Below are 20,889 nucleotides of genomic sequence, written 5' to 3'. Positions count from 1 at the left end.
AAAGAATGAGGAGCCATGGCTGACAATTTCTCACAACCAACAGTTCAGCCCCCAGGGGCGGTATTTTTTATTTTCGGGGCTACCGGAGACTTAGCGCGCCGCAAGCTCTTCCCGGCCATCTATTCCTTGTATCGCGAAGGGAAATTGGCCGAGGATTTCGCCGTCATCGGTGTAGCCCGGCGTCCGCGTTCGGACGAGGAATTCAAGGATGACCTGTATCGTTCGATTGAGGAATTTTGCCGATATAAGATCGACGACCAGGAGCAATGGGGGCGCTTTGCTGAGCATTTTTCCTACAAATCGCTGGACATCAATAACGTTGACGGTTATCACGAACTCAGAGAACTGACCGAGTCCATGGAAGCGCGGTTTGGGATTCCCGGAAACCGTCTGTTCTACTTGGCTTTGGCGCCGGAGCTGTTCGGCAGCGTATCCTTTAACCTGCAGAAGGGCGGCATGTTGAATACGAGCGGCTGGCACCGGTTGGTGATTGAGAAGCCGTTTGGGTATGATCTGCAGTCTGCTCAGAAGCTGAACGAAGAGCTGAGTCAGGTATTTAAAGAAGAGGAAATTTACCGGATCGACCACTATCTCGGCAAGGAGATGGTGCAGAACATTGAAGTGATTCGCTTTGCGAATGCTTTCTTCGAGCCGCTCTGGAACAACAAGCATATCGCCAATGTGCAAATTACGCTCAGCGAGACGGTTGGCGTGGAAGAACGCGGCGGATATTACGATCATGCCGGTGCGTTGCGTGACATGGGGCAGAACCATATGCTGCAAATGCTCACGATGATCGCCATGGAGCCGCCAAGCCGCTTGTACGCGGAGGACATCCGCGACGAGAAGGTGAAGGTGCTGCGCTCACTGCGTCCGTATGAATCGGTGCAAGAAGTGAAGGAGAACGTGGTTCGCGGGCAATATATCGCAGGGGAAGCGAAAGGCAAGAAGCTTCCGGGTTATCGTGAGGAGGACAAGGTTGACCCGAACTCCAATACCGAAACGTATTTTGCGGCCAAAGTGTTCGTTGACAATTTCCGCTGGGCCGGCGTGCCGTTCTATATTCGCACCGGGAAGCGGCTCCCCGTCAAAACGACGGAGGTCGTTGTGGAATTCAAGGCGATGCCAACGAATGTCTATCTCGGTCAGAAGCATACGCTGGAGCCGAACCTCCTCGTGATCCGCGTGAATCCGATGGAGGGCATTTACATCAAGATTAATGCCAAGAAGCCGGGTTCGGAATCGCAAATCCAGCCGCTGGCGATGGACTTTTGCCAAAGCTGCCTGGTGGGGATCAACTCGCCGGAGGCTTATGAACGCTTGATCTACGATGCGGCTCAAGGGGATTCGACGTATTTCACCCGTTGGGACGAAGTGGCGGCGGCTTGGGCCTTCGTTGATCGAATCGCCGCGGCTTGGGCGCAAAATCCGTCCGACATCAGTACGTATCCTGCCGGTTCTTGGGGGCCGAAGGAAGCGGACGAGCTGCTGGCGAAGGACGGCTTCCATTGGTGGCCGGTGAACGGCCAGGAGGAAGACAACGTCGTTTGGATCAACCCGAATTAATGCTGCGTTGACCGTGAACGATCCGGCCTATGGGCGAATAGAATAGGTTTAGCTGGAAACACCTTCATGTCCCGTCTGGGCGTAAGGTGTTTTTGCTTAACGGAAGGACAAAATATGTTACAATAGAGAACGTGAATTTGTGGAACGAGAGGAAAGTGAGCATGAGCAAAGCATTGGACCAAGTGCTGCAGCAGGAAGTGGACAAACGGCGTACGTTTGCAATCATTTCCCACCCGGACGCCGGGAAAACGACGCTGACCGAAAAACTGCTGCTGTTCGGCGGCGCGATTCGTCTCGCCGGATCGGTCAAGGCGCGCAAAGCGAGCAAACACGCGACAAGTGACTGGATGGAAATCGAGAAGCAGCGGGGGATTTCCGTTACTTCTTCCGTCATGCAGTTTGATTATAACGGCCATCGGGTGAACATCTTGGATACGCCGGGCCACCAAGACTTCTCGGAGGATACGTACCGGACGCTGACCGCAGCAGACAGCGCCGTCATGTTGATCGACGTGGCGAAGGGCGTTGAGGCCCAGACGATCAAGCTGTTCCAGGTCTGCGCGAAGCGGGGCATTCCGATTTTCACCTTCATAAACAAGCTGGACCGGGAAGGCCGGAACCCGTTTGAACTGATGGAGGAAATCGAGCAGGTGCTGGGCATCCGCTCCGTGCCGATGAACTGGCCGATTGGGATGGGCCGCGAGCTGTCGGGTGTGTATGACCGGATGAAAAACCAGGTTGAGCTGTTCCAGGGAGACGACCACTCCACGATCCAGGTGAAGAAGGTGGATGGGTATACCGATCCGGTGATTCGCGAAATGGCTGGCGAATATCTCCATGATCAGCTGTGTCAGGATCTGGAGCTGTTGGATGTGGCGGGGGACCCGTTTGATTTTGAGAAGGTTCGCCGCGGCGAATTAACGCCGGTGTTTTTCGGCAGCGCGGTGAACAATTTTGGCGTGCAGACGTTCCTGGAGAACTTCCTGCAGTTGGCTCCAAAGCCGACGCCGCGCCGCAGTACCCAAGGCTTGATTGAACCTACGAACGAGAAGTTCTCGGGGTACGTGTTCAAAATCCAGGCGAACATGAACCCGGCCCACCGCGACCGGATCGCCTTCCTGCGCATTGTCTCGGGCAAGTTCGAACGCGGCATGACGGTGAAGCATGTGCGGGCGGGCAAGGAGATCAAGCTGTCCCAGCCGCAGCAATTCCTGGCCCAGGATCGGGATATCGTCAGCGAAGCGTATCCCGGGGACATCGTCGGGTTATTTGACCCGGGGATTTTCCGGATCGGCGACTCGCTAAGCCAAGGCAGTGAAATCGTATTTGACGAGCTGCCGACGTTCTCGCCGGAGATTTTCGCCAAGGTGACGGTGAAGAACGCGCTGAAGCATAAGCAATACCAGAAGGGGATCGACCAACTGACCGAGGAAGGCACGATTCAGGTGTTCACGACGGTCGGATTTGAAGATACGCTGCTGGGCGTGGTTGGGCAACTGCAGTTCGAGGTGTTTGAATACCGGATGAAGAGCGAATATGGCGTGGATGTCCAGCTTCAACGGATGCCGTACCAGTTCGCGCGCTGGATCGTAGGCGACAAAATCGACCCGTCCAGGTTCCGGATCAATTCCACGCTGGTGAAGGATAAGAAAGGCAATTATGTCGCGTTGTTCGAAAATGAATACGCGATGCGGACGGCGATGGAGAAGAATCCAGACGCCAAGTTCCTGGAGACCGCACCTTAAGAAGTGAAGGTCCGCAGCCTCCCGGACAAAGGAAAGACCGCCCTTGGACAGGGCGGTCTTTGTTGTAGCGGGCAGTTCTATTTCAATGGTTTGAGGCTAGCCTGATCCACTTGCTGCTTGAGCACGGATACCAGTTCATTTTGTTTGGACGTATCGATATGCTTCCAGATCGTTTCGAAGACGACGCCAAGACCCGGCAGTGCGGCTTCCTGAGCGTCGATCGAACCTTCGATCATCTCCCGCAGCCCTTGCTCGTCTTTGCCGTGAATTTTGTGCATAATCGCTTGACGCAGGTCGAGTGTAATGGATGGCACGTAGTTTCCCTCCTTGAAATATGTGACTTGCCCGGTGTTAATTTGCCCGATTGGAACTGGGATAATGCGCAGGGGTGTTGAAAAACGACCCGTTTTGCAGGGTTTAACCAAATCTCTTCGGGGGATTGTGGTATACTAAATCGGATGGAAAATGGATGGGTGGTGAGAGCATGGCAAATGCAGCCAAAAAACAGTTTGCCGTGATCGGTATGGGCCGATTCGGTTTAAGCGTGGCAACGGCACTCAGCAGCATGGGCTTTGACGTACTGGCGATCGATGCGGATGAACATCATACGCAAGCCGTGGCGAATCTGGTCACGCACGCGGTAACCGCAGATTCCACCGATGAAGATGCGCTGCGCGCACTGGGGATTCGGAATTTTGACGTCGTTGTCGTGGCGATCGGTGAAGACATCCAGGCCAGCATTTTAACCACGCTGATCCTCAAAGACATGGGCGGGCCGCTCATTGTGGTGAAGGCGCAAAACGAATTGCATGGCAAAGTATTGCAGAAAATAGGGGCCGATAAGGTCATTTTCCCGGAACGGGATATGGGGCTTCGGGTGGCACATCATCTGACTTCACCGAACGTCTTGGATTACATCGAATTGTCCGACGAGTACAGCATCGTGGAGATGCGCGTCAGCTCACAGATGATCGGCAAGAATCTGAAGGAACTGGATATTCGCGCCCGGTTTGGCTGTAACGTGATGGCGATCAAACGGGGCAGCAAAATGAACATCTCCCCGGCGGCCACGGTCTCGCTGACGGAGGAGGACGTACTCGTCATCGTCGGCGAGAAGGGCGACTTGACGAAGCTCGAGTTGGCTTACGCGGAGGAGTAAGACGAGCCTCGCTTCGTGAGCGACGGATCATTTTTTAAACCATGTTAAGGATGGAAAAGATATGGAAATTTTGTCTGCACAGAACCCCCGCGTCAAGGAATGGGCGGGGCTGCTTGAGAAGAAAAATCGGGACAAGCAAGGGAAATATCTGATTGAGGGCATTCACCTCGTGCAGGAGGCGTTGCAATCCAAAGCCGACGTGGAATGCGTCTGCTATGACCTCGAGCACGGCATTCCAGCCGAACTGCAGGCGGCGGCGTCCGCCGGGCTGGACGTCGACTGGATCGGCGTGTCCAGCGCCGTGATCGCCAAGTGCAGCGATACGAAGTCGCCGCAGCCGGTGTTCGCGGTCGTGCGCAAGGACCGCGGGACGGTCGCTCCGCTCCTTGCGAAGGAGCGGAGCTTGGTGGTCGTGCTCGACGGTGTGCAGGACCCCGGCAACGTCGGCACGATCATCCGCAGCGCCGATGCGGTCGCGGCGGACGGGGTCATCGTCGGCGCTGGCTGCGCCGACATCTACGGGCCCAAGGTGCTGCGCGCCACCATGGGCTCGCTGTTCCACCTGCCGGTCGTGCATGCCGACCTGGCAGAGGTGCTGCCGCAGGCGAAGCAGCGGGGCATCCGGCTGGCCGGCACCAGCCTGCAGGCGGCGGCGAACTGCTTCGCCTACGATTTCACGCAGCCCGTGTGGCTGCTCTTCGGCAGCGAGGGCGGCGGCCTTAGCCCGGCGGTCCGCGAGTTCATGGACGACGGGCTGCTGATCCCGATGCGCGGCAAGGCCGAATCGCTGAACGTGGCGATGGCCGCGTCCGTGCTGCTGTATGAGGCGATGCGGCAGCGGTATTTTTCAACCGGTAAAAATTCCTAGATTCATTCCGCTTCCCGCCGCGCGGGCAAGTGGAATTCCACGCACGTGCCTTCTTCTGGCGAGCTGTCGATCCGAAAGTACGCCTGTTCGCCATAGACGATAACGAACCGGCGGTAGGCGTTGTAGATGCCGGTATGCTTTTTGAAGAAAGGGTCCTCCGTCTCGCCGCCGCTTTCGATCATCCGGTGCAGCTTCTCTAGCACTTCCTCCGGGATGCCCATCCCCGTATTGTAAACCCTAACCCGCAAATATTCCTCGAACGGCTCCACGCTGATCCTAAGCAGGAACTCCTCCGCGCCCATGGCGGGGCTCCAACCGTATTTGATGGCATTTTCAACATAAGGCTGAATACTCAGTTTCATGACCGGAAACGATAAAGCTTCGGGGGCGATATCGAAATCGGCCCGGACATCCCTGCCGTTGCGGTAGTAATGGATCGTTAGGAAATTCCGGATATAGCCAATTTCTTCTTCCAGCGAAGCCCACCCGCTATCGTTGCGAACCGTGTATCTCATCATGCGGGAGACTGACTGCACCATTTCCCCCACCGCCTCGCCGTTATTGCGGATGGCATAGGATTCGATCGTCTCAAGGGTGTTGAACAAAAAGTGGGGATTGATTTGCGCTTGAAGCTGCAGAAGCTCCCGCTCCTTCTCTTTCATTTTCGATTGGTAAACCTCGCGTTCCATATCCTGCAGCTTCACCAAGGTCTGGTTATAGCTTTGGATGAGGAAGCCGATTTCATCCCGGTGCTTGGGCTCGGGAACCGGAACATATTGGCCGCGCCCGAGATGCTTCATTCCTTTATGCAGGTTGTACAGCGGCTGCAAAATCTTGTTCATGACCGGAAAAGCCATTATTAACGCCGCGGCCAGGCTGATTCCGGCAATCAAAAGGGTCAGCCGGAAAGTCTGCACGGCGCCTTCTTTGATCCGGTCCAGGGGAGCCATCCAAATTAGCCCCCATCCCGGTTCCGACAGCTCGGTGTAACTGGCCTCATACTCTTTGCCTGCCGAAGCGAATAAAAAATGGCTTTGCTTCTCCGGTTCCCGATCTGCCCGCGCAAGCAGAAAATCGCTAAGCAGCTTCTCATTCAGCGGCTCGCCCGATACGGCGGTTCTTAAGTCGGTATGGTACAGCACAAGCTGGCCGCCGGCGTTACTCTGCCCGCTGCCGAGCATATCGGTCAATTGATCCTCCCGGATCTCGATCACAAACCAGGACATCGTCTTTCCGGTATCGACGTTAATGATCGGGCGCACATAGGAAAAGACGCGGTCTTGGGTATACGAAATATACTTTATGGGATGCGGAGGCAGCAGCCGGGGCGACGTAACGGACAGCAACGATTGATACATCGGATCGTCCTCAAAGGAATAATCGGGGTTCAATCTTTTCTGGTACGACTCGAAATAGACTTTGCCCGCGCGATCCAGATACAGCGTGCCGAGCACTTCGGGATGGAATTGCAGAGAGCTTTGGATGATGGAGCGGAACTGCAGGATATGATCGGCCTGATCGGACAAATGGCCGGCAGGAGAGTTTACATATTTCTGGAAATTTTGATCGGTGAACAGATTGTCGAAGGATTGGTTCAGATTTTGCAAATAACCGCTCACCTCTTTGGCGACAAACTGCATGTATTGGCTGGAAATCAACGCCGAATAACTGGTGCTGGAGCGGTACATGAACAGCTCGGAACTGCCGCTTACCAGAAAAATAGGGATGATCGACAGGAGGATTAACAAAATAAACAGTTTGAGCTTTAAGGATAAATGGTTTACTATTCGTTTAAGAGATTTTACCGGCTGCAATTGATGTTCCCCCTTAGCTAAAAATCTCTTTTCCGCACAAGCTTCAGCCACGCTTGAAGGAGTGAAAAAGATGAAAATTTGCGTTGCCGATGACGAGATGGAAGTTAGGCTTAGTATTATTCAAAAGCTGACGGCCTTATTTCCCGATGAGCAGATTTTCGATGTCGGGTTTGGCCGTCAGGCGGCGGAGCAGATTACGCTGGTTAAGCCCGATCTGGTGTTTCTCGATATTCGTATGCCCGAGATGGACGGGATTGAAATTCTACGCTTTTTGAAGGAGACAAGCTCCCGGATCCATGTAGTGATTATATCAGGGTACGATGAGTTTGAATATGCTCGGAAATCGCTTCAATTGGGTGCGATGGATTATTTGTTAAAACCTGCCGACCGAACCCAGCTATCTGAGATTGTCGAAAAAGTGCAGAAAGAGTTGACCGCCGCTCTTCTTACGGAGCTCGATTTGCTCGTCTCCAAGGAGCCTGGAGTACGGGCGATTCTGAAGGAGATCCATCCGGTCAATACAAGCCTATGGTTTGATGAGCGAATATGGAAGCGCATACAATTTGAGGATGGGCCGCCGTCGGCGGATTTTCTCTCCCGGGAAATACTGCTTACGTTTGTTACGGATGCGGGGAGCCGGGGAAAGGTCGTGCAAACCAATCTGGATCAAGGCGGAGGGTGCTTTAGGGAAAAGAAGAAATTTGCCGAAGCGCTGCTGCTTCAATATCGGAGGAACCGGCAAATCGCTTTTTTTCAGCTTAAAGGTGAAGAGGCGGCGCTCAACCCGAAAGAGCGGAAGGAGGCGGCGAAGCGGGCCGCGAAAATGCGGCAGGAGATGATCAGCCGGGCCAGAGGCGGAGATTTTGCGGGACTTGAGCGCGACCTTGAGCGATGGTTTGACTGCTTGGAGCAAGCCGGGTATGAGGAGCTGCAGAAGGAATGCGGTTATCTGATGTCGCTCTTGGATGAGGGGCTAAGCAAGCAGGAGATCATTTATCTGGAAGAAGACACCTTATATTACTGGGCCGATTGGGTAGCAAGGCATCGTACTTGGGATGAGCTGAAGGGTAAAATCAAAAAAATAGTTCTTGGCGGAGTTAAGGCGCTAAAAAACCTTGAACAGCAGCAGGAGCAGCACGCTTCCGGGCTGCAGCCTTGGCTTCTTGAAGCGCTCCGCCTTGTCGAAAACTGCAGTGACCCGAACGTAAGCCTGGAATGGATCGCCGAGGAGGTCAACGTCCACCCGGTTACGTTAAGCCGAATCTTCAAGCAGCAGACCGGCATGAATTTTGTGAAATATTTGACGCAGAAGCGGCTCCGTATGGCCCGGACTCTGCTACTTGAAACGAACAAAAAAATCAATGAAATCGCGGAAGAGGTCGGATATGCGGATTATCCTTATTTCCGGAGTAAGTTTAAGAAGGAGTTCGGACTGTCTCCCTCCGAGTTTCGCAAAAGTCACGGTATAGCGTCGGATTAACTCTGGGAACATACAGCATGTAAGGGGGGAAAAGTATGAACAAAAACAACGTGCTACTCCTGAAGATCGTTTTTGCGCTGCTGGCCTTCGCGGCCGGCACCGGCTGCTTGGACCGCATGATCGAGCCAGCGAAGCCGGACGAGAAGGAGAGCCGGGCGCAGCAGCAGGTGCTTCGCGTGCTGTACTCAAACCATGAAGCCGGGCCGGAAGCCGTTATCGACGCCATGGAGACGTATTCCCGGCAGACCGGCATCCGCATCGAAGTGGAGGCGCTCCCCTACAACAATCTTCAGGAAAAGGTGTTCTCGGAGCTTGCGCAGGGGAAGGGAACCTATGATCTGATCGCAGTCGATACCCCATGGATGCCCAAAGTGATTGAGCATCTGGAGCCGCTAAGCTCCTATATCAAGCAGTCGAATCATCCGGATTCGATCAAGCTAGACGATTTTATCGCCAAAGTCTTCCTGGACACTTCCGTCTTTAGGCTGGACTCTCCCCAAGCGGAGCCTCCTTCGCTGGAGACGGTAAGTTTAGACGGGATTACGTCGGCTGGTTTTGAAATATGGAGCCTGCCGATTCAATCGAACGCGCTGACGGTCAGCTATCGCAAAGACCTGTTTGAATCGCCGCAGTATCGGGAAGAATTCCGGCGATTGTATGGCCGGGAGCTTGAGATTCCCCGCACCTTCGACGAATATGCCCAACTCGCCAAGTTTTTTACCCGGGATACGGATGGCGACGGCAAGACGGACTTGTACGGAACGACGTTGATGGGAAGCCGACACGAAGCGAATTTCGTGGATTTCAAATCCTTCCTCAACTCCTTTGGCGGCCGTTTGTTTGACGATGATTTTGAGCCGGCTTTTCAGAGCAAGGAAGGGGTAGAGGCGCTGCAAACTTACGGGAGCTGGATTAACGAGTACAAGATTACGCCGCCGGACGTCTTAACCTATACGTGGGACGAAGTCTCCGTCGTGTTCGAATTCGGAAAAGCGGCGATGGGGATGAACTATCACAACATGAGGCTGAATCCGAAGGTCGGCGGAGAAGTGGGGTACTTTATGTTTCCGGGAACGATGGAAAGCGGCGCTTTGATCCGAGGCCCCCATTTCGGTTCTTGGGGGCTGGCGATCAACCGTTACTCCCGGCAGAAGGAGGACGCTTATGCGCTGGCGGAATATTTGACGAGTCCTCAGTCCCAGATGGGGTATTTGAAGTTTAACCACCATGTGACCCGAAAATCGGCTTATGAACAAGCTCAGCATATCACCGATCCGTCCCTCCGCGAGTATTACCGCGTACTTGGAGATTCGTTAAGAGTCGGCGTAGGCCGGCCGCGCATCACGAATTACGAACAAGTATCGGATGCGGTGCAGTCCGCTGTCCATGAATACCTCACCGGCGAAAAAACGGCGCAAGATGCGCTTTCCGATGCGGCGGCGGAGGTGAGAGGGCTGATGCGGCAGGCCGGATACCATAAAAGTTAAGATGAACCTCCAACAAACACATCCAACCTAGAGCGAACATCCGCTCATCCCGGAGCGCCGTTTCTTAAAGGCCGCGCCGGGATTTTTTTAAGATATCAGAAAGTATAAACTTCGGGGGATCGGCATCCTGATATCGCAAGAAAAACTTCCGCTAAACGCGGTCTGGCTACATTGAATGTACGTCGATAGACGTTTTTCTTATGCCCGGAGCCGGGCGTGTTGTAAGCGCTAAAAACATCCCCCCACATAGCTAAATTCGTCTTCTATTTCAAGCCGATCCGGCGCTCTATACTGTGGGTATCAAGCAGCCGGGGGACAGCTTGAAAGCGATCACAAAATACCAGGGGGGAACAAAATGAAAAAAGTATGGATGGGAACTTGCCTGGCGCTTGCGCTTAGTCTTGCGATTGCAGGCTGCGGCAAGCAAAACGCCGCAACCAACACCGGAGCCGGGCAGGAGAATCCGAATTACAGCGCCACTTCGGGGCCGCTTACGATCAACCCGAATATTCCCGACCTCGAGGTGCTCGATAAAGGTCCGAGCGGCGTGCAGGCCGTATCGGCCAAGTCGCTGAAGCTTACCGAGGAGGAGCTTCAGAAGATCAAGGAAGGGAAATACAAAGCGGCGATTGTCATGCACTACTCCGGTACGGACTATATGTCCGCCGCTGTGAACGCCATGAAGAATACGTTCAAACAAATGGGCATCGAAGTCATAGCCGTAACGGATGCGCAGTTCAAGGCGGAGAAGCAGGTGAACGATATCGAAACCGTGCTCGCCAAGAAGCCGGATGTGATGATTTCCGTGCCGGTCGATTCGGTATCGACCGCGGGCGCTTACAAGAAAGCCGTTCAGCAAGGCGTCAAGCTGGTATTTATGGATGGGGCGGCTGACGGGCTTGTCGCAGGCAAGGATTATATCAGCATCGTGTCGGGCGACAACTACGGCAACGGCGTCCTGGCGGCTGACATTATGGCCGAAAAGCTTGGCGGGAAAGGCAAAGTCGGCATCGTGTACCATGACGTGAACTTCTTTGTGACGAAGAACCGTTCGGATGCTTTTGAAGCGACGATAAAAGAAAAATACCCGAATATTGAAATCGTCACCAAGGGCGGTATTACAGATCCCAATAAAGGGCAGGAGGTTGCTGCCGGAATGCTAACCAAGTATCCCGATATCGACGGCATCTTTGCTCCCTGGGACGTGCCGGCAGAAGGCGTGATGGCCGCGGCCCGCACGGCAGGGCGAAATGATCTGGTGGTGACGACAGTCGATCTGGGAACCAACGTCGCGATCTCGATTGCTTCGGACGGCATTGTGAAAGGGCTTGGCGCGCAGCTTCCATATGACCAGGGGGTAGCGCAGGCGATCCTGGCAGGCTATGCCCTGTTGGGCAAGGAGGCGCCCGCTTACGTGGCTTCTCCGGCGATCAAAGTCACCAAAGAGAATGTGCTTGAGAGCTGGAAGCTGATCTACGGCGTAGACGCTCCCGACAGCGTGAAGAACGCCGCGGCAAAGTAACCAAATTTGCGGAAGCGGGGACGGCCTGCAAACCGTTCCCTTGCTTCCTGGTAAAGAAGGTGAGACATCATGGACCGTAACGTACTCGAAATGAAAGGCATCAGCAAAGCGTTTAACGGCGTCAAGGTTCTGCAAAACGTTGACTTTTCCTTAAAAAAGGGCGAAGTACACGCCTTGATGGGCGGGAATGGAGCCGGAAAATCGACGCTGATGAAAATACTGACTGGAGTTTACAACGCCGATCAGGGAGAGATTTATATCGATGGCGAGCCGGTAAGCATCAAAAGTTTCGAGGACGCGCAAAAGAATAAAATTTCGATGATTTTCCAAGAGTTCAGCTTAATTCCCACGTTAACCGTGTCCCAGAATATTTTTCTCGGCAGGGAAGCCAAAACGGCGGCAGGTCTGCTTGACGATAAGGAGAACGAGCGCAAGACGGAGCGGCTTCTCCATGAACTCGGCGTAAACATCAAGCCTACGGAACTGGTGCAAAATCTGGGCGTCGGCTATTGGCAGATGACCGAAATCGCCAAAGCGCTGTCGCAGGAAGCCAAAATATTGATCATGGATGAACCGACCTCTTCGCTGACCAAGAGCGAAACGGAAATTTTGTTCTCTTTTATCAGACGTCTGAAAGAAAAAGATTATTCCATCATCTATATTTCCCACCGGATGGATGAAATTTTTCAAATCTGCGACCGCGTCACCGTGATGAGAGACGGGAAGAAGGTTACGACGGAAGTGATCGCCGAGACGGATATGGATACGGTGATCCAGCATATCGTGGGCATGGAGTTCAACAAAGCGTTTGAGTGGAAAGAGCGGAGCTATTCGACCGATTTGACGCCGGTGCTGGAAGTGAAGAAGCTGACATCGGGAACGAAGGTTAAGGATGTCAGCCTGCGCGTCTACCCGGGAGAAATTGTCGGCATAGCCGGGCTAATGGGAAGCGGAAGAACGGAGCTATTGCGGGCGATCTTCGGAATCGCGCCCATCGAAAGCGGCGAAATTTTGATCGAAGGGAAGCCAAAGAAGATCGGCAGCGTGCGCGACGCGATCGAAGCCGGGCTGGCGCTGATCCCGGAGGACCGGCGGATGCAGGGACTGGTGCTTCAGCACAGCGTAAAGGAGAACATGATCCTGCCGATGTTGTCCAAGCTGAAGAAAGGATTGCTACTGGACGACAGAAAATCGAACCAAATCAGCGAGCGCTTTGTGCGGAAGCTGAATATTAAGACGGATGGCATTTTTAAGCAGGTGAATCTTCTGTCCGGAGGCAATCAGCAAAAAATCGTCTTGGCCAAATGGCTGGCTAACGAACCGACGGTGCTGCTGCTGGACGAGCCGACCATCGGCGTGGATATCGGAGCGAAGACGGAAATCATTGATATCGTGCGGGAAATGGCCGACAGCGGCAAAGGAATTGTTGTTGTTTCTTCGGAACTCCCCGAACTTCTGGCGCTTAGCGATCGGGTGATCGTGCTGCATGAAGGACGCGTCAAAAGAGAACTTGATCGCAGAGACATTCAATCAGAGGAGGAGCTGCAATATGCAATCCAGGGATTCTAACGTGCAGACGGCCAAAACGGCGCTTAGCCTCAAAAAATTCGATTGGCGGAATTATATCGTTTATTTGGCGTTTGTAGGCGTGTTCATTTATTTTTCCGTCATGCTGTTTGACGACGGATTCCTTACGGTCGGCAATCTGCTCAATATCGTAAGGCAGACGACGACCATTACGCTGATGGCGCTTGCCATGACCTTCGTCATTAGCACGGGAGAAATCGACCTGTCGGTCGGCTCCATCACCGCCCTATCCTCGCTGGTCGGCGCGCTTGCGCTGCAAGCCGGATTCGGGCTTCTTGGCGGCTTGATCGCCGGGGTAGGCGCGGGCCTTATCATCGGCCTCATTAACGGGCTTCTGGTGACCAAGGTGGCGATCCCCTCCTTCCTCGTTACCTTAGGGACGATGGGGGCGGTCAAAGGGATGGCGATGTGGATTACGGGAACGGCTCCGGTATCCATTGTCCATGAACAGTTCAACTTTATTTTCGGATCGGGGGATATCGGTCCTGTGCCGATTCTGCTGATTTGGACTTTAGTCTTCACGGTGATCGCCCATATTCTGCTTCGCAAAACCTCCTTTGGCCGGCAAGTGCTGGCGACCGGCGGGAACGAGAGCGCGGCGCGTTTCTCCGGCGTCAAGACGATGAAAGTGAAGCTTTGGGTGTTCTTGGGCACGGGCTTTATGGCCGGATTGGCCGGGCTCTTGTATGCGGGGCGCATGAACGCCGGACGATTTTCCTTCGGCGAAGGAGACGAGCTGTCGGTTATTGCCGCGGTCATTCTGGGCGGCACTAGCCTGTTCGGAGGAGTGGGCACGATCATTGGCACGGTTGTCGGCTCGCTCATGATCGGAACGATTAACAACGGGCTGATCATTATGGGACTGGACGTCAGCCAGCAAATGATCATTAAGGGATTGATTATTATTCTGGCGGTAGCTTTCGGCAAAAAAGCGATGAAGAAATAAGAACCGAATTGGGGAGGACAAAGAGATGAACAAGACGATCAACGTTGGCATTATCGGGAGCGGATTTATCGGACCGGCCCATACCGAAGCGATCCGCAGGCTGGGATTCGTTCAGGTCGTCGCCATCGCCGAGCAAAATGAGGAAAAAGCCCGGGCTGTCGCCGAGAAGCTGAATATTCCTAAGGCTTACGGGGATTACAAGGAACTGCTTAGCGATCCGGACATCGACGCGGTTCACAACTGTACGCCCAACCATCTGCATTTTGAAATCAACAAAGCGATCATGGAAGCGGGCAAACATGTACTGTCGGAAAAGCCGCTGGCCATGGATGCCAAGGAAAGCGCGGAGCTGGTTAGGCTGGCGAGAGAAAAAGGGGTTGTCCATGGAGTCAACTTTAACTACAGACAGTACCCTATGATGAAACAGGTTGCGGAAATGGTTCGACGTGGCGATCTCGGCAGTGTCTACCTTGTTCACGGCGGCTACCAGCAGGATTGGCTCCTGTACGACACGGATTTCAACTGGCGGCTGGCTAAGGAGGTGGGCGGAAAATCCCGCGCTGTGGCGGATATCGGCTCCCACTGGTGCGATACGGTGCAGTATGTGACCGGGAAGCGGATTAAGGAAGTGTTCGCCGACCTTTGGACCGTACATCCGGTGCGCAAAAAACCGAAGGTAGCCCAAGTCACGTACAGCGGCCAGGCGCCGGACGGCGATGGCTATGACCCGGTGGAGGTCAGCACGGAGGATTATGCGTCGGTGTTGATTCATTTTGAAGACGGCACTAAAGGGGTGTTTACCGTTTCGCAAGTAAGCGCAGGCCGCAAGAACCGGCTCAGCTTCGAGCTAAGCGGAAGCGAAAAATCCGTGTTCTGGGACCAGGAAGAGCCTGCCCGGCTGTGGATCGGGCATAGGGACCAGCCGAATCAGACGCTGATGGCGGACCCGGGGCTGTTCTATGAAGGAGCGAGGGACGCGGTTCATTATCCCGGAGGACATACCGAAGGCTGGCCGGATTCGATCAAAAATATGATGCTTCGCTATTACACCTTTATCCGGGAGGGGAAAGATCTGCTTAAGGAAAGGGCGGATTTTGCCACCTTTGAAGACGGGCACTTATCGATGTGTATTACGGATGCGATTCTGCAAAGCCATGAGCAAAAACGATGGGTTCAGGTTCAGCATCTGCTCTAATAAAAAAAATTGGGAGGGACCAGACATGAGTACGACGATGAAAGCGGTCAGTTTTCCGGGGAACAAAGCGGTGGAGATCAGGGAGGTGCCGATTCCGGCTCCGGGCCCGAGAGAAGTGCTGATCCAAATGAAGGCGTCGGCGATTTGCCGCAGCGACATGAGCTTGTATTACGGGAACAAAGGCGTCGTCGGGCAAGGCAATACCGGAGCCGTGTATCCGGGCCATGAGCCGGCCGGACAAATCGTACAGACAGGTGAGGGCGTTGAGCGCTTCAAGCCCGGCGACCGGGTAGCGGTCTATCTGGCGGTCGGCTGCGGCGAATGCCAGTTCTGCAAGAGCGGCTATAAAATGTTCTGTAAAGAATGGAAGTGCATCGGGTTTGACCGGCATGGCGGGGACGCCGACTACATCGCTGTACCGGAGGACAACTGCATGAGAATTCCGGACGGCATGAGCTATGTTACGGCCGCGGTGTCCACGGATGCCGTAGGCACCCTGTACCATGCCCAGAAAAGACTGGCCGTCAGCGGCCGCGACACCATTGTGATCTTTGGCCTCGGTCCGATGGGCGGCGCTGGCGTCATGGTGGCTAAAGGGCTGGGAGCGACGGTGATTGCCGTGGATATGCTGGACGAGCGCCTGGAGATCGCCAAAGAGCTCGGCGCGGACTATACGATTAACGCCAAGGAAAATGTATTGGAGCGTCTGTTGGAGATCACGGGCGGACGCGGCGTCGACGCAGGCATCGACTGCTCCGGCAATCCGGTTGCGCAAAATACGATTCTGGACAGCCTTCGCCCGCACGGCCGAGCCGCCTTTATTGGAGAGGGCAAAGAAGTAACGATCAAGCCGAGCGAGCAATTGATCCGTAAACAGATAACGGTGATGGGCTCCTGGTATTTCCCGATTTTCGAATATGACGAGATCGCTAAGTTTATTCAGGATAAGCGTCTGCCGGTGGAAAAGCTGGTATCGCACACCTTCAAGATCGAGGAGGCGGAAACGGCGTTCCGGATGTTCGATGAGAGAAAAACGGAAAAAGCCGTGTTCGTCTGGGAATAAAGAAGCCGGATACCCTAATTTATTCCATATAAGGAGAGATCGAATATGAAAGGCATCTCATTCAACACTTGGACGTACAGCGGGTTCCCGGTATGGGTTCCTTCTTACCCGCTGGAAGAGGCGATCCGCAGAATCGCTTCCTTCGGTTATGACGGCATTGAAATTGGCTGCGCCAGCCCGCATGCCTGGCCTGAGACGGTGACGAAGGAACGCCGCGCCGACATTCTGAAGCTGCTCAAAGCGGAGAATCTGAAGGTATCGTCGATGCTGCCCGCTCCGGGGGGCGGGCCCGGCAACAATCCAAGCTCGCCGATCGCGGAGGAGCGCCGGTACACGATCAATCATTACAAGGATGTGCTTCGTTTAGCCCATGATTGGGAATGTCCTACCGTCATGTACATTGCCGGTTGGGTCGTGTACGGCACGCCGCAGTCGGACGCCTGGAATTACAGCCTGGAGGGGCTCGTCGAAATCGGCAACTATGCGAAGGAGCTCGGCATTACGATCGTTGTCGAACCGACGCCGGCGGACAGCAATCTAATCGAAACCGCCGACGATGCGCTGCTGCTAAGCGAACAGTCGGGCCTGTCCAACGTCAAAGTCATGTTCGACACCTTCCATGCCCTGTACCGCAACGAAGTGGCAAGCGATTATGTGTACCGGATGGCGGACAAGCTGCATCATGTGCATCTGGCGGACAGCGACCGCCTGCCTCCGGGACAAGGACGCTGCGACTTTACGGAAGTCTTCAAAGCGCTCAAAGCGATCAATTACGACGGTTACCTTTCCATGGAAGTCGGGTTCCATACGCGGCAGGCGGAGCCGGACTGGTATGCGAAAACTTCCATCGAATATGTGAGAGCGAAATTGAAGGAACTGGATTGGGAGTAGTTATGTAGCTGGAATAAAGGAGGATGAGCGGGATGAAGTTAGGCGTGTTTACCGTTATATTTCAAGATCTGCCGTTCGAGGATATGCTCGACCGGGTGAAGAGCTACGGTATTGAAGCGGTTGAAATCGGTACAGGAGGATATCCGGGCAGCGCTCACTTGAATGCCGATCTGCTATTGACCGACGAGCGCAAGAGAGATCGGTTTTTGGCCGCGATTCAAGAGAGAGGGCTGACGATCTCGGCGCTTAGTTGCCACGGCAACCCGCTCCATCCGAATAAGGAGCTCGCCCGGGAGTACCACGAAGCTTGGAGGAAAACGGTTCTGCTCGCTTCCAAGCTGGGAGTGGACACGGTGGTCGGATTTTCAGGATGTCCGGGCGATTCGCCGGATGCCAAGCGGCCAAACTGGGTCACCTGCGCGTGGCCGCCTGAATATTTGGAAACGTTGGAATGGCAGTGGCAGAAGGTTGCCATCCCCTATTGGAAAGATGAAGAGCGGTTTGCCAGAAGCCACAGCGTAAAAATCGCTCTGGAAATGCATCCCGGATTCCTGGTGTACAATCCGGAAACTTGCCTTAAATTGCGCGAGCATACCGGCCCCAACCTCGGAGCGAACCTCGACCCGAGCCATTTGTTATGGCAGGGCATCGATGTTGCGGAAGCGATTCGGATGCTGGCGGAGCAGGACGCCTTATTTTATGTTCATGCGAAGGATACGAACCTGTCTTCGAGGAATGTGGCCCGTAACGGCGTGCTGGACACCAAACCTTATACCGATTGGCTGAACCGTTCCTGGACTTTCCGCAGCGTAGGCTGGGGTCATGACGCGTCGGTCTGGAAAGAAATCGTCAGCACGCTAAGAATGGCAGGCTACGATAACGTCATCAGCATCGAGCATGAAGACGGATTGGCTTCGGTGCATGAGGGACTCTCCAAAGCGGTGGGATTTTTAAAAGAATGCATGCTCACCGAACCTCCTGTTGATGCTTGGTGGGCTTAAAGGCGTGATTACCGGCGCTTTCAGGGCAGTTTAATTTCACGCAGAGCGCTTTTTGGTTTAATTGCAAATCTTTCATGTATGTATCGATTTTTGCCGCCAGATGATTGATGATGATTCGCTCGGCTTCCTCAATATGTCCCTCCCTGCAAAACACGGAAGCTATCAACCTGCCGTCGCAGTAATGCTTCGTTTCCAGCACGGCGGTGTTGAGCTTCTCTTTATACAGTCTTTTTACGGGGCCGGTTGCCGCTTTGATTTCATAATAACGGTTTGTTTCGATCAGCAGTTTCCATGGCGTGACCTTGAATTCCAATTGATCTTTGTGCAAATTGCCGACGACCTGATACAAAAACTTTTTGGAGCTGTTCATGCTGAAAATCCCCTTGCAAGACGGTTTATATTTTGTATAATTTGCGATTTGTAGCAATGATTAAGTATAATTTACCAACAAACGATTCTAATGAACTATAAAACAAAAAAGCTTGAAAAACAAGGGCAAAGCGCCAAGCAATCCGCTTCGTCCTTCTTTTTTTTTCCTGTCCGGCATAATTTGTATAGTAGTGTTACCGCTGCAGGGGGGCTGAAACATGCGGATACGACGACGACGCGGATGGCGAAGCCGAACAAGGCGGCCGAAGCATAGACGGACGATTTGGATCGTTCTTGTGATCATCACGGTGATCGGCTTGGTGCAATTTGTGCAGTATGTCGAACGCCGGATGACAGGGCCGATCATTCATCTGGCGCAAATTCGAGTGAAACAAATCGCTACGGAATCCATTAACGACGCCATCACCGCGCAGGTGGCGAATCAACAACAGGTCGAAGAATTGATCGATTGGAAGATGGGCGATAACGGGAAAATTACCGGGTTTATGCTCAACTACTCGGCCCATATGAAGGTGACGTCTGAAACGATTCAAACGGTGCGGCATACGCTGGTGGAAGTCGCCCGATTATCGGAATCCATCCCGCTGGGGCAAGCTCTCGGCAGTCCGATCCTGGCTTCCTTTGGTCCCAGCATCCCGATCAAAATCGAGCCCAAAGGGGATGTGAAGGTTGACCTGAATACCCGGCAACAGGATGCCGGGATTAATATGATTCTTGTCGAAGTGTACCTACGGGTAAAAACGGAGCTGGCCGTAGTCGTCCCGTTTGACATGGAGTCGCAGACGGTCGAAACGGAAATCCCGGTGTCCTACCTGCTTGTGGTCGGAGATGTGCCGATGTACTACTATGACAGTAAGGGCAACCCGGTTGGTGAAGGCCAGGCAAATGCACCCAACATTGCGCTTCCGGTGCTGCCCGGTGACAAGGATACGACCGAGCCGCTAACAAAGGATAAAGCGGTTTTGCCGGATGGAACTGGAGGAACAGGGGATTCCAATTCCGCTGGGAATACAGGGGCCGGGAACAAGGGATCAAGCTCGGAGGAGTCGGAAAGCTCAGAGACATCCGATGCGGGGGGACATGAATAAAAGGGCGCCGATTATTTGGTCGCCCTTTTATTTTTTTTGGAACGTTCGGCTTGCTCCCAATTCTTCAGCAGAGGGTAAGGATCAAACGCCCATTCCGTGCTTCCCGTATCCCGATAGATTCCGTAATGCAGATGCGGCGGGAATTTTCCCGACGTTCCTGGCGGGCCATATCCGCTGCTACCGACCCAGCCGATCGTTTGCCCGGGTTCGACGAAATGACCGACCTCGATTCCTTTCTCATAACCTTGCAGATGCGCATAATAGTGGTATCGGTTTTGGATATCCCGGATACCGATGCGCCAGCCCCCGTAGGGGTTCCAACCTTTTGTTTCCACAATCCCGTAGCAGACGCTGCGTACCGTGACGCCCATCGGGGCAAAAATATCCGTTCCCTCATGGATTCGGAGGCCGCCCCAGCCGCGCCGATCTCCCCAGGTATCGCGATAGGTATAGGAACTGCGCAGCGGAAGCGGAAAGGCGCTGTCCGTTAAGTCCAGCTTGCCCCAGTGCTTGTACATTTTCGCGAATTGGCGAATCCGTTCGACGGCAGCATCATTTTGATAATAACGCCATAAGGCGATGCGGAAATCCTCATCTTGATAGCCAAAGCTGGTTAAGTAAGAAGCCAAGGTGTACAAGGCATCTCGATCGTTCTTCGGATCGGCCGCGCCATCTGCGGTGGCGTCTTTCCCGACACCGCCAAACAGTTCGATGGTGGCCGGATTCCGGTCCTCGGGATCGGGATTCAGCGGCCCAGTCCAGAACGCTTCCTTGAATCGAAATCCGGTTACGCGCTGCTCTTGCTGTTGTTCCTTACGCGGCGTGATGGTGCGTTCATATTGATCCACAGCCGCAAGCCAATACCAGGGAACATTCGTCAACAACTCCATTTCTTCGTACAAGGTGCGTCGTTGCTGATATACGCTGACTACCGCCTTCTCTGCTGTTCCTGGAGCGTTCGCCTCTGCAGCGCCTATGCCGGATATCGGCCAAAATGAGGTAATCAGCATCACGCAGGCGATGCACCAGAGCGCTTTGCCGCGGGCAAACCGTTGAGACTTCAAGGCAAGTATTCCTCCTTCGCCTT

General features: G+C 54.0%; 18 protein-coding genes. 14 read left to right on the top strand and 4 right to left on the bottom strand.

Going from position 1 to position 20,889, the window contains the following annotated elements; translation table 11 throughout:
• The first annotated feature begins 15 nt into the window (after nt 1-15).
• Complete coding sequence (gene zwf, locus NSQ80_RS17430; RefSeq protein WP_339300136.1) at nt 16-1,566, top strand: glucose-6-phosphate dehydrogenase; 1,551 nt, start codon at nt 16-18, stop codon at nt 1,564-1,566.
• 161 nt (nt 1,567-1,727) lie between these two features.
• Nucleotides 1,728-3,311 (top strand): peptide chain release factor 3, encoded by a 1,584-nt coding sequence (locus tag NSQ80_RS17425; protein WP_339300134.1) that lies wholly within the window; start codon nt 1,728-1,730, stop codon nt 3,309-3,311.
• Nucleotides 3,312-3,388: 77 nt separating this feature from the next.
• Here the strand turns inward: NSQ80_RS17425 and sspI are convergent, their stop codons facing one another.
• A complete protein-coding gene (gene sspI / locus NSQ80_RS17420) occupies nt 3,389-3,625 on the bottom strand; it encodes a small acid-soluble spore protein SspI (RefSeq protein WP_009224726.1) in 237 nt (78 codons plus the stop codon).
• Nucleotides 3,626-3,780: 155 nt separating this feature from the next.
• On the opposite strand from sspI, the gene NSQ80_RS17415 reads away from it, so the two are divergent.
• Together NSQ80_RS17415 and NSQ80_RS17410 are read left to right on the top strand one after the other, a co-directional pair.
• Nucleotides 3,781-4,470 (top strand): TrkA family potassium uptake protein, encoded by a 690-nt coding sequence (locus tag NSQ80_RS17415; protein ID WP_157273396.1) that lies wholly within the window; start codon nt 3,781-3,783, stop codon nt 4,468-4,470.
• Nucleotides 4,471-4,531: 61 nt separating this feature from the next.
• Complete coding sequence (locus NSQ80_RS17410) at nt 4,532-5,338, top strand: RNA methyltransferase (RefSeq protein ID WP_339300130.1); 807 nt, start codon at nt 4,532-4,534, stop codon at nt 5,336-5,338.
• A gap of 2 nt (nt 5,339-5,340) precedes the next feature.
• Here the strand turns inward: NSQ80_RS17410 and NSQ80_RS17405 are convergent, their stop codons facing one another.
• Nucleotides 5,341-7,152: a histidine kinase gene (locus NSQ80_RS17405; protein WP_323077714.1), complete on the bottom strand. Its 1,812-nt coding sequence runs from the start codon at nt 7,150-7,152 to the stop codon at nt 5,341-5,343.
• A 70-nt stretch (nt 7,153-7,222) separates the two neighbouring features.
• On the opposite strand from NSQ80_RS17405, the gene NSQ80_RS17400 reads away from it, so the two are divergent.
• From NSQ80_RS17400 to NSQ80_RS17360, 9 genes are all read left to right on the top strand, one after another.
• Entirely contained in the window at nt 7,223-8,632 is a 1,410-nt protein-coding gene (locus NSQ80_RS17400; RefSeq protein WP_323077712.1) for a helix-turn-helix domain-containing protein, read from the top strand.
• A gap of 35 nt (nt 8,633-8,667) precedes the next feature.
• The gene (locus NSQ80_RS17395) at nt 8,668-10,119 is read left to right on the top strand and encodes a sugar ABC transporter substrate-binding protein (protein WP_323077710.1); all 1,452 of its coding nucleotides are present in this window, start codon (nt 8,668-8,670) and stop codon (nt 10,117-10,119) included.
• A 355-nt stretch (nt 10,120-10,474) separates the two neighbouring features.
• Nucleotides 10,475-11,641, top strand: a complete 1,167-nt coding sequence (locus tag NSQ80_RS17390; RefSeq protein ID WP_339300128.1) for a substrate-binding domain-containing protein — start codon at nt 10,475-10,477, stop codon at nt 11,639-11,641.
• A 69-nt stretch (nt 11,642-11,710) separates the two neighbouring features.
• Nucleotides 11,711-13,210 carry a sugar ABC transporter ATP-binding protein gene (locus NSQ80_RS17385; protein WP_339300126.1) on the top strand — a complete coding sequence of 500 codons (1,500 nt, stop codon included), beginning with the start codon at nt 11,711-11,713 and terminating at the stop codon, nt 13,208-13,210.
• Nucleotides 13,191-14,174, top strand: coding sequence for an ABC transporter permease (locus NSQ80_RS17380; protein WP_339300124.1), 984 nt, complete (start codon nt 13,191-13,193; stop codon nt 14,172-14,174). The genes NSQ80_RS17385 and NSQ80_RS17380 overlap by 20 nt, the downstream gene beginning before the upstream one ends.
• Nucleotides 14,175-14,199: 25 nt before the next feature.
• The gene (locus NSQ80_RS17375) at nt 14,200-15,369 is read left to right on the top strand and encodes a Gfo/Idh/MocA family oxidoreductase (protein ID WP_339300122.1); all 1,170 of its coding nucleotides are present in this window, start codon (nt 14,200-14,202) and stop codon (nt 15,367-15,369) included.
• A 25-nt stretch (nt 15,370-15,394) separates the two neighbouring features.
• A complete protein-coding gene (locus NSQ80_RS17370) occupies nt 15,395-16,432 on the top strand; it encodes a zinc-binding dehydrogenase (protein WP_339300120.1) in 1,038 nt (345 codons plus the stop codon).
• Between the two features lie 45 nt (nt 16,433-16,477).
• A complete protein-coding gene (locus NSQ80_RS17365) occupies nt 16,478-17,323 on the top strand; it encodes a sugar phosphate isomerase/epimerase (protein WP_260070564.1) in 846 nt (281 codons plus the stop codon).
• Between the two features lie 32 nt (nt 17,324-17,355).
• Nucleotides 17,356-18,324 carry a sugar phosphate isomerase/epimerase gene (locus NSQ80_RS17360; RefSeq protein ID WP_260070563.1) on the top strand — a complete coding sequence of 323 codons (969 nt, stop codon included), beginning with the start codon at nt 17,356-17,358 and terminating at the stop codon, nt 18,322-18,324.
• Here NSQ80_RS17360 and NSQ80_RS17355 read toward each other — a convergent pair.
• Nucleotides 18,290-18,694, bottom strand: a complete 405-nt coding sequence (locus tag NSQ80_RS17355; protein ID WP_323077697.1) for a hypothetical protein — start codon at nt 18,692-18,694, stop codon at nt 18,290-18,292. The genes NSQ80_RS17360 and NSQ80_RS17355 overlap by 35 nt on opposite strands.
• Before the next feature lie 217 nt (nt 18,695-18,911).
• Between NSQ80_RS17355 and yunB the strand changes: the two genes are divergently transcribed.
• Entirely contained in the window at nt 18,912-19,802 is an 891-nt protein-coding gene (yunB, locus tag NSQ80_RS17350; protein ID WP_339300117.1) for a sporulation protein YunB, read from the top strand.
• Between the two features lie 11 nt (nt 19,803-19,813).
• On the opposite strand, the gene NSQ80_RS17345 is transcribed toward yunB, so the two are convergent.
• Nucleotides 19,814-20,866 (bottom strand): M23 family metallopeptidase, encoded by a 1,053-nt coding sequence (locus NSQ80_RS17345; protein ID WP_339300115.1) that lies wholly within the window; start codon nt 20,864-20,866, stop codon nt 19,814-19,816.
• Nucleotides 20,867-20,889: the final 23 nt, after the last annotated feature.

The organism is Paenibacillus sp. FSL K6-2441, assembly GCF_037964765.1.
In the GTDB taxonomy this organism is placed as follows: domain Bacteria; phylum Bacillota; class Bacilli; order Paenibacillales; family Paenibacillaceae; genus Fontibacillus; species Fontibacillus phoenicis.
This window is presented reverse-complemented; position numbering and strand designations above follow the sequence as displayed.

What these genes read in the sequence shown, in the direction of transcription:
- NSQ80_RS17390 (WP_339300128.1), top strand. Translation starts at nt 10,475, where the DNA reads ATGAAAAAAGTATGGATGGGAACTTGCCTGGCGCTTGCGCTTAGTCTT.
- NSQ80_RS17380 (WP_339300124.1), top strand. Translation starts at nt 13,191, where the DNA reads ATGCAATCCAGGGATTCTAACGTGCAGACGGCCAAAACGGCGCTTAGC.
- NSQ80_RS17375 (WP_339300122.1), top strand. Translation starts at nt 14,200, where the DNA reads ATGAACAAGACGATCAACGTTGGCATTATCGGGAGCGGATTTATCGGA.
- NSQ80_RS17385 (WP_339300126.1), top strand. Translation starts at nt 11,711, where the DNA reads ATGGACCGTAACGTACTCGAAATGAAAGGCATCAGCAAAGCGTTTAAC.
- NSQ80_RS17370 (WP_339300120.1), top strand. Translation starts at nt 15,395, where the DNA reads ATGAGTACGACGATGAAAGCGGTCAGTTTTCCGGGGAACAAAGCGGTG.
- NSQ80_RS17425 (WP_339300134.1), top strand. Translation starts at nt 1,728, where the DNA reads ATGAGCAAAGCATTGGACCAAGTGCTGCAGCAGGAAGTGGACAAACGG.
- zwf (WP_339300136.1), top strand. Translation starts at nt 16, where the DNA reads ATGGCTGACAATTTCTCACAACCAACAGTTCAGCCCCCAGGGGCGGTA.
- NSQ80_RS17360 (WP_260070563.1), top strand. Translation starts at nt 17,356, where the DNA reads ATGAAGTTAGGCGTGTTTACCGTTATATTTCAAGATCTGCCGTTCGAG.
- NSQ80_RS17400 (WP_323077712.1), top strand. Translation starts at nt 7,223, where the DNA reads ATGAAAATTTGCGTTGCCGATGACGAGATGGAAGTTAGGCTTAGTATT.
- NSQ80_RS17395 (WP_323077710.1), top strand. Translation starts at nt 8,668, where the DNA reads ATGAACAAAAACAACGTGCTACTCCTGAAGATCGTTTTTGCGCTGCTG.
- yunB (WP_339300117.1), top strand. Translation starts at nt 18,912, where the DNA reads ATGCGGATACGACGACGACGCGGATGGCGAAGCCGAACAAGGCGGCCG.
- NSQ80_RS17365 (WP_260070564.1), top strand. Translation starts at nt 16,478, where the DNA reads ATGAAAGGCATCTCATTCAACACTTGGACGTACAGCGGGTTCCCGGTA.
- NSQ80_RS17415 (WP_157273396.1), top strand. Translation starts at nt 3,781, where the DNA reads ATGGGTGGTGAGAGCATGGCAAATGCAGCCAAAAAACAGTTTGCCGTG.
- NSQ80_RS17355 (WP_323077697.1), bottom strand. Translation starts at nt 18,694, where the DNA reads ATGAACAGCTCCAAAAAGTTTTTGTATCAGGTCGTCGGCAATTTGCAC.
- NSQ80_RS17410 (WP_339300130.1), top strand. Translation starts at nt 4,532, where the DNA reads ATGGAAATTTTGTCTGCACAGAACCCCCGCGTCAAGGAATGGGCGGGG.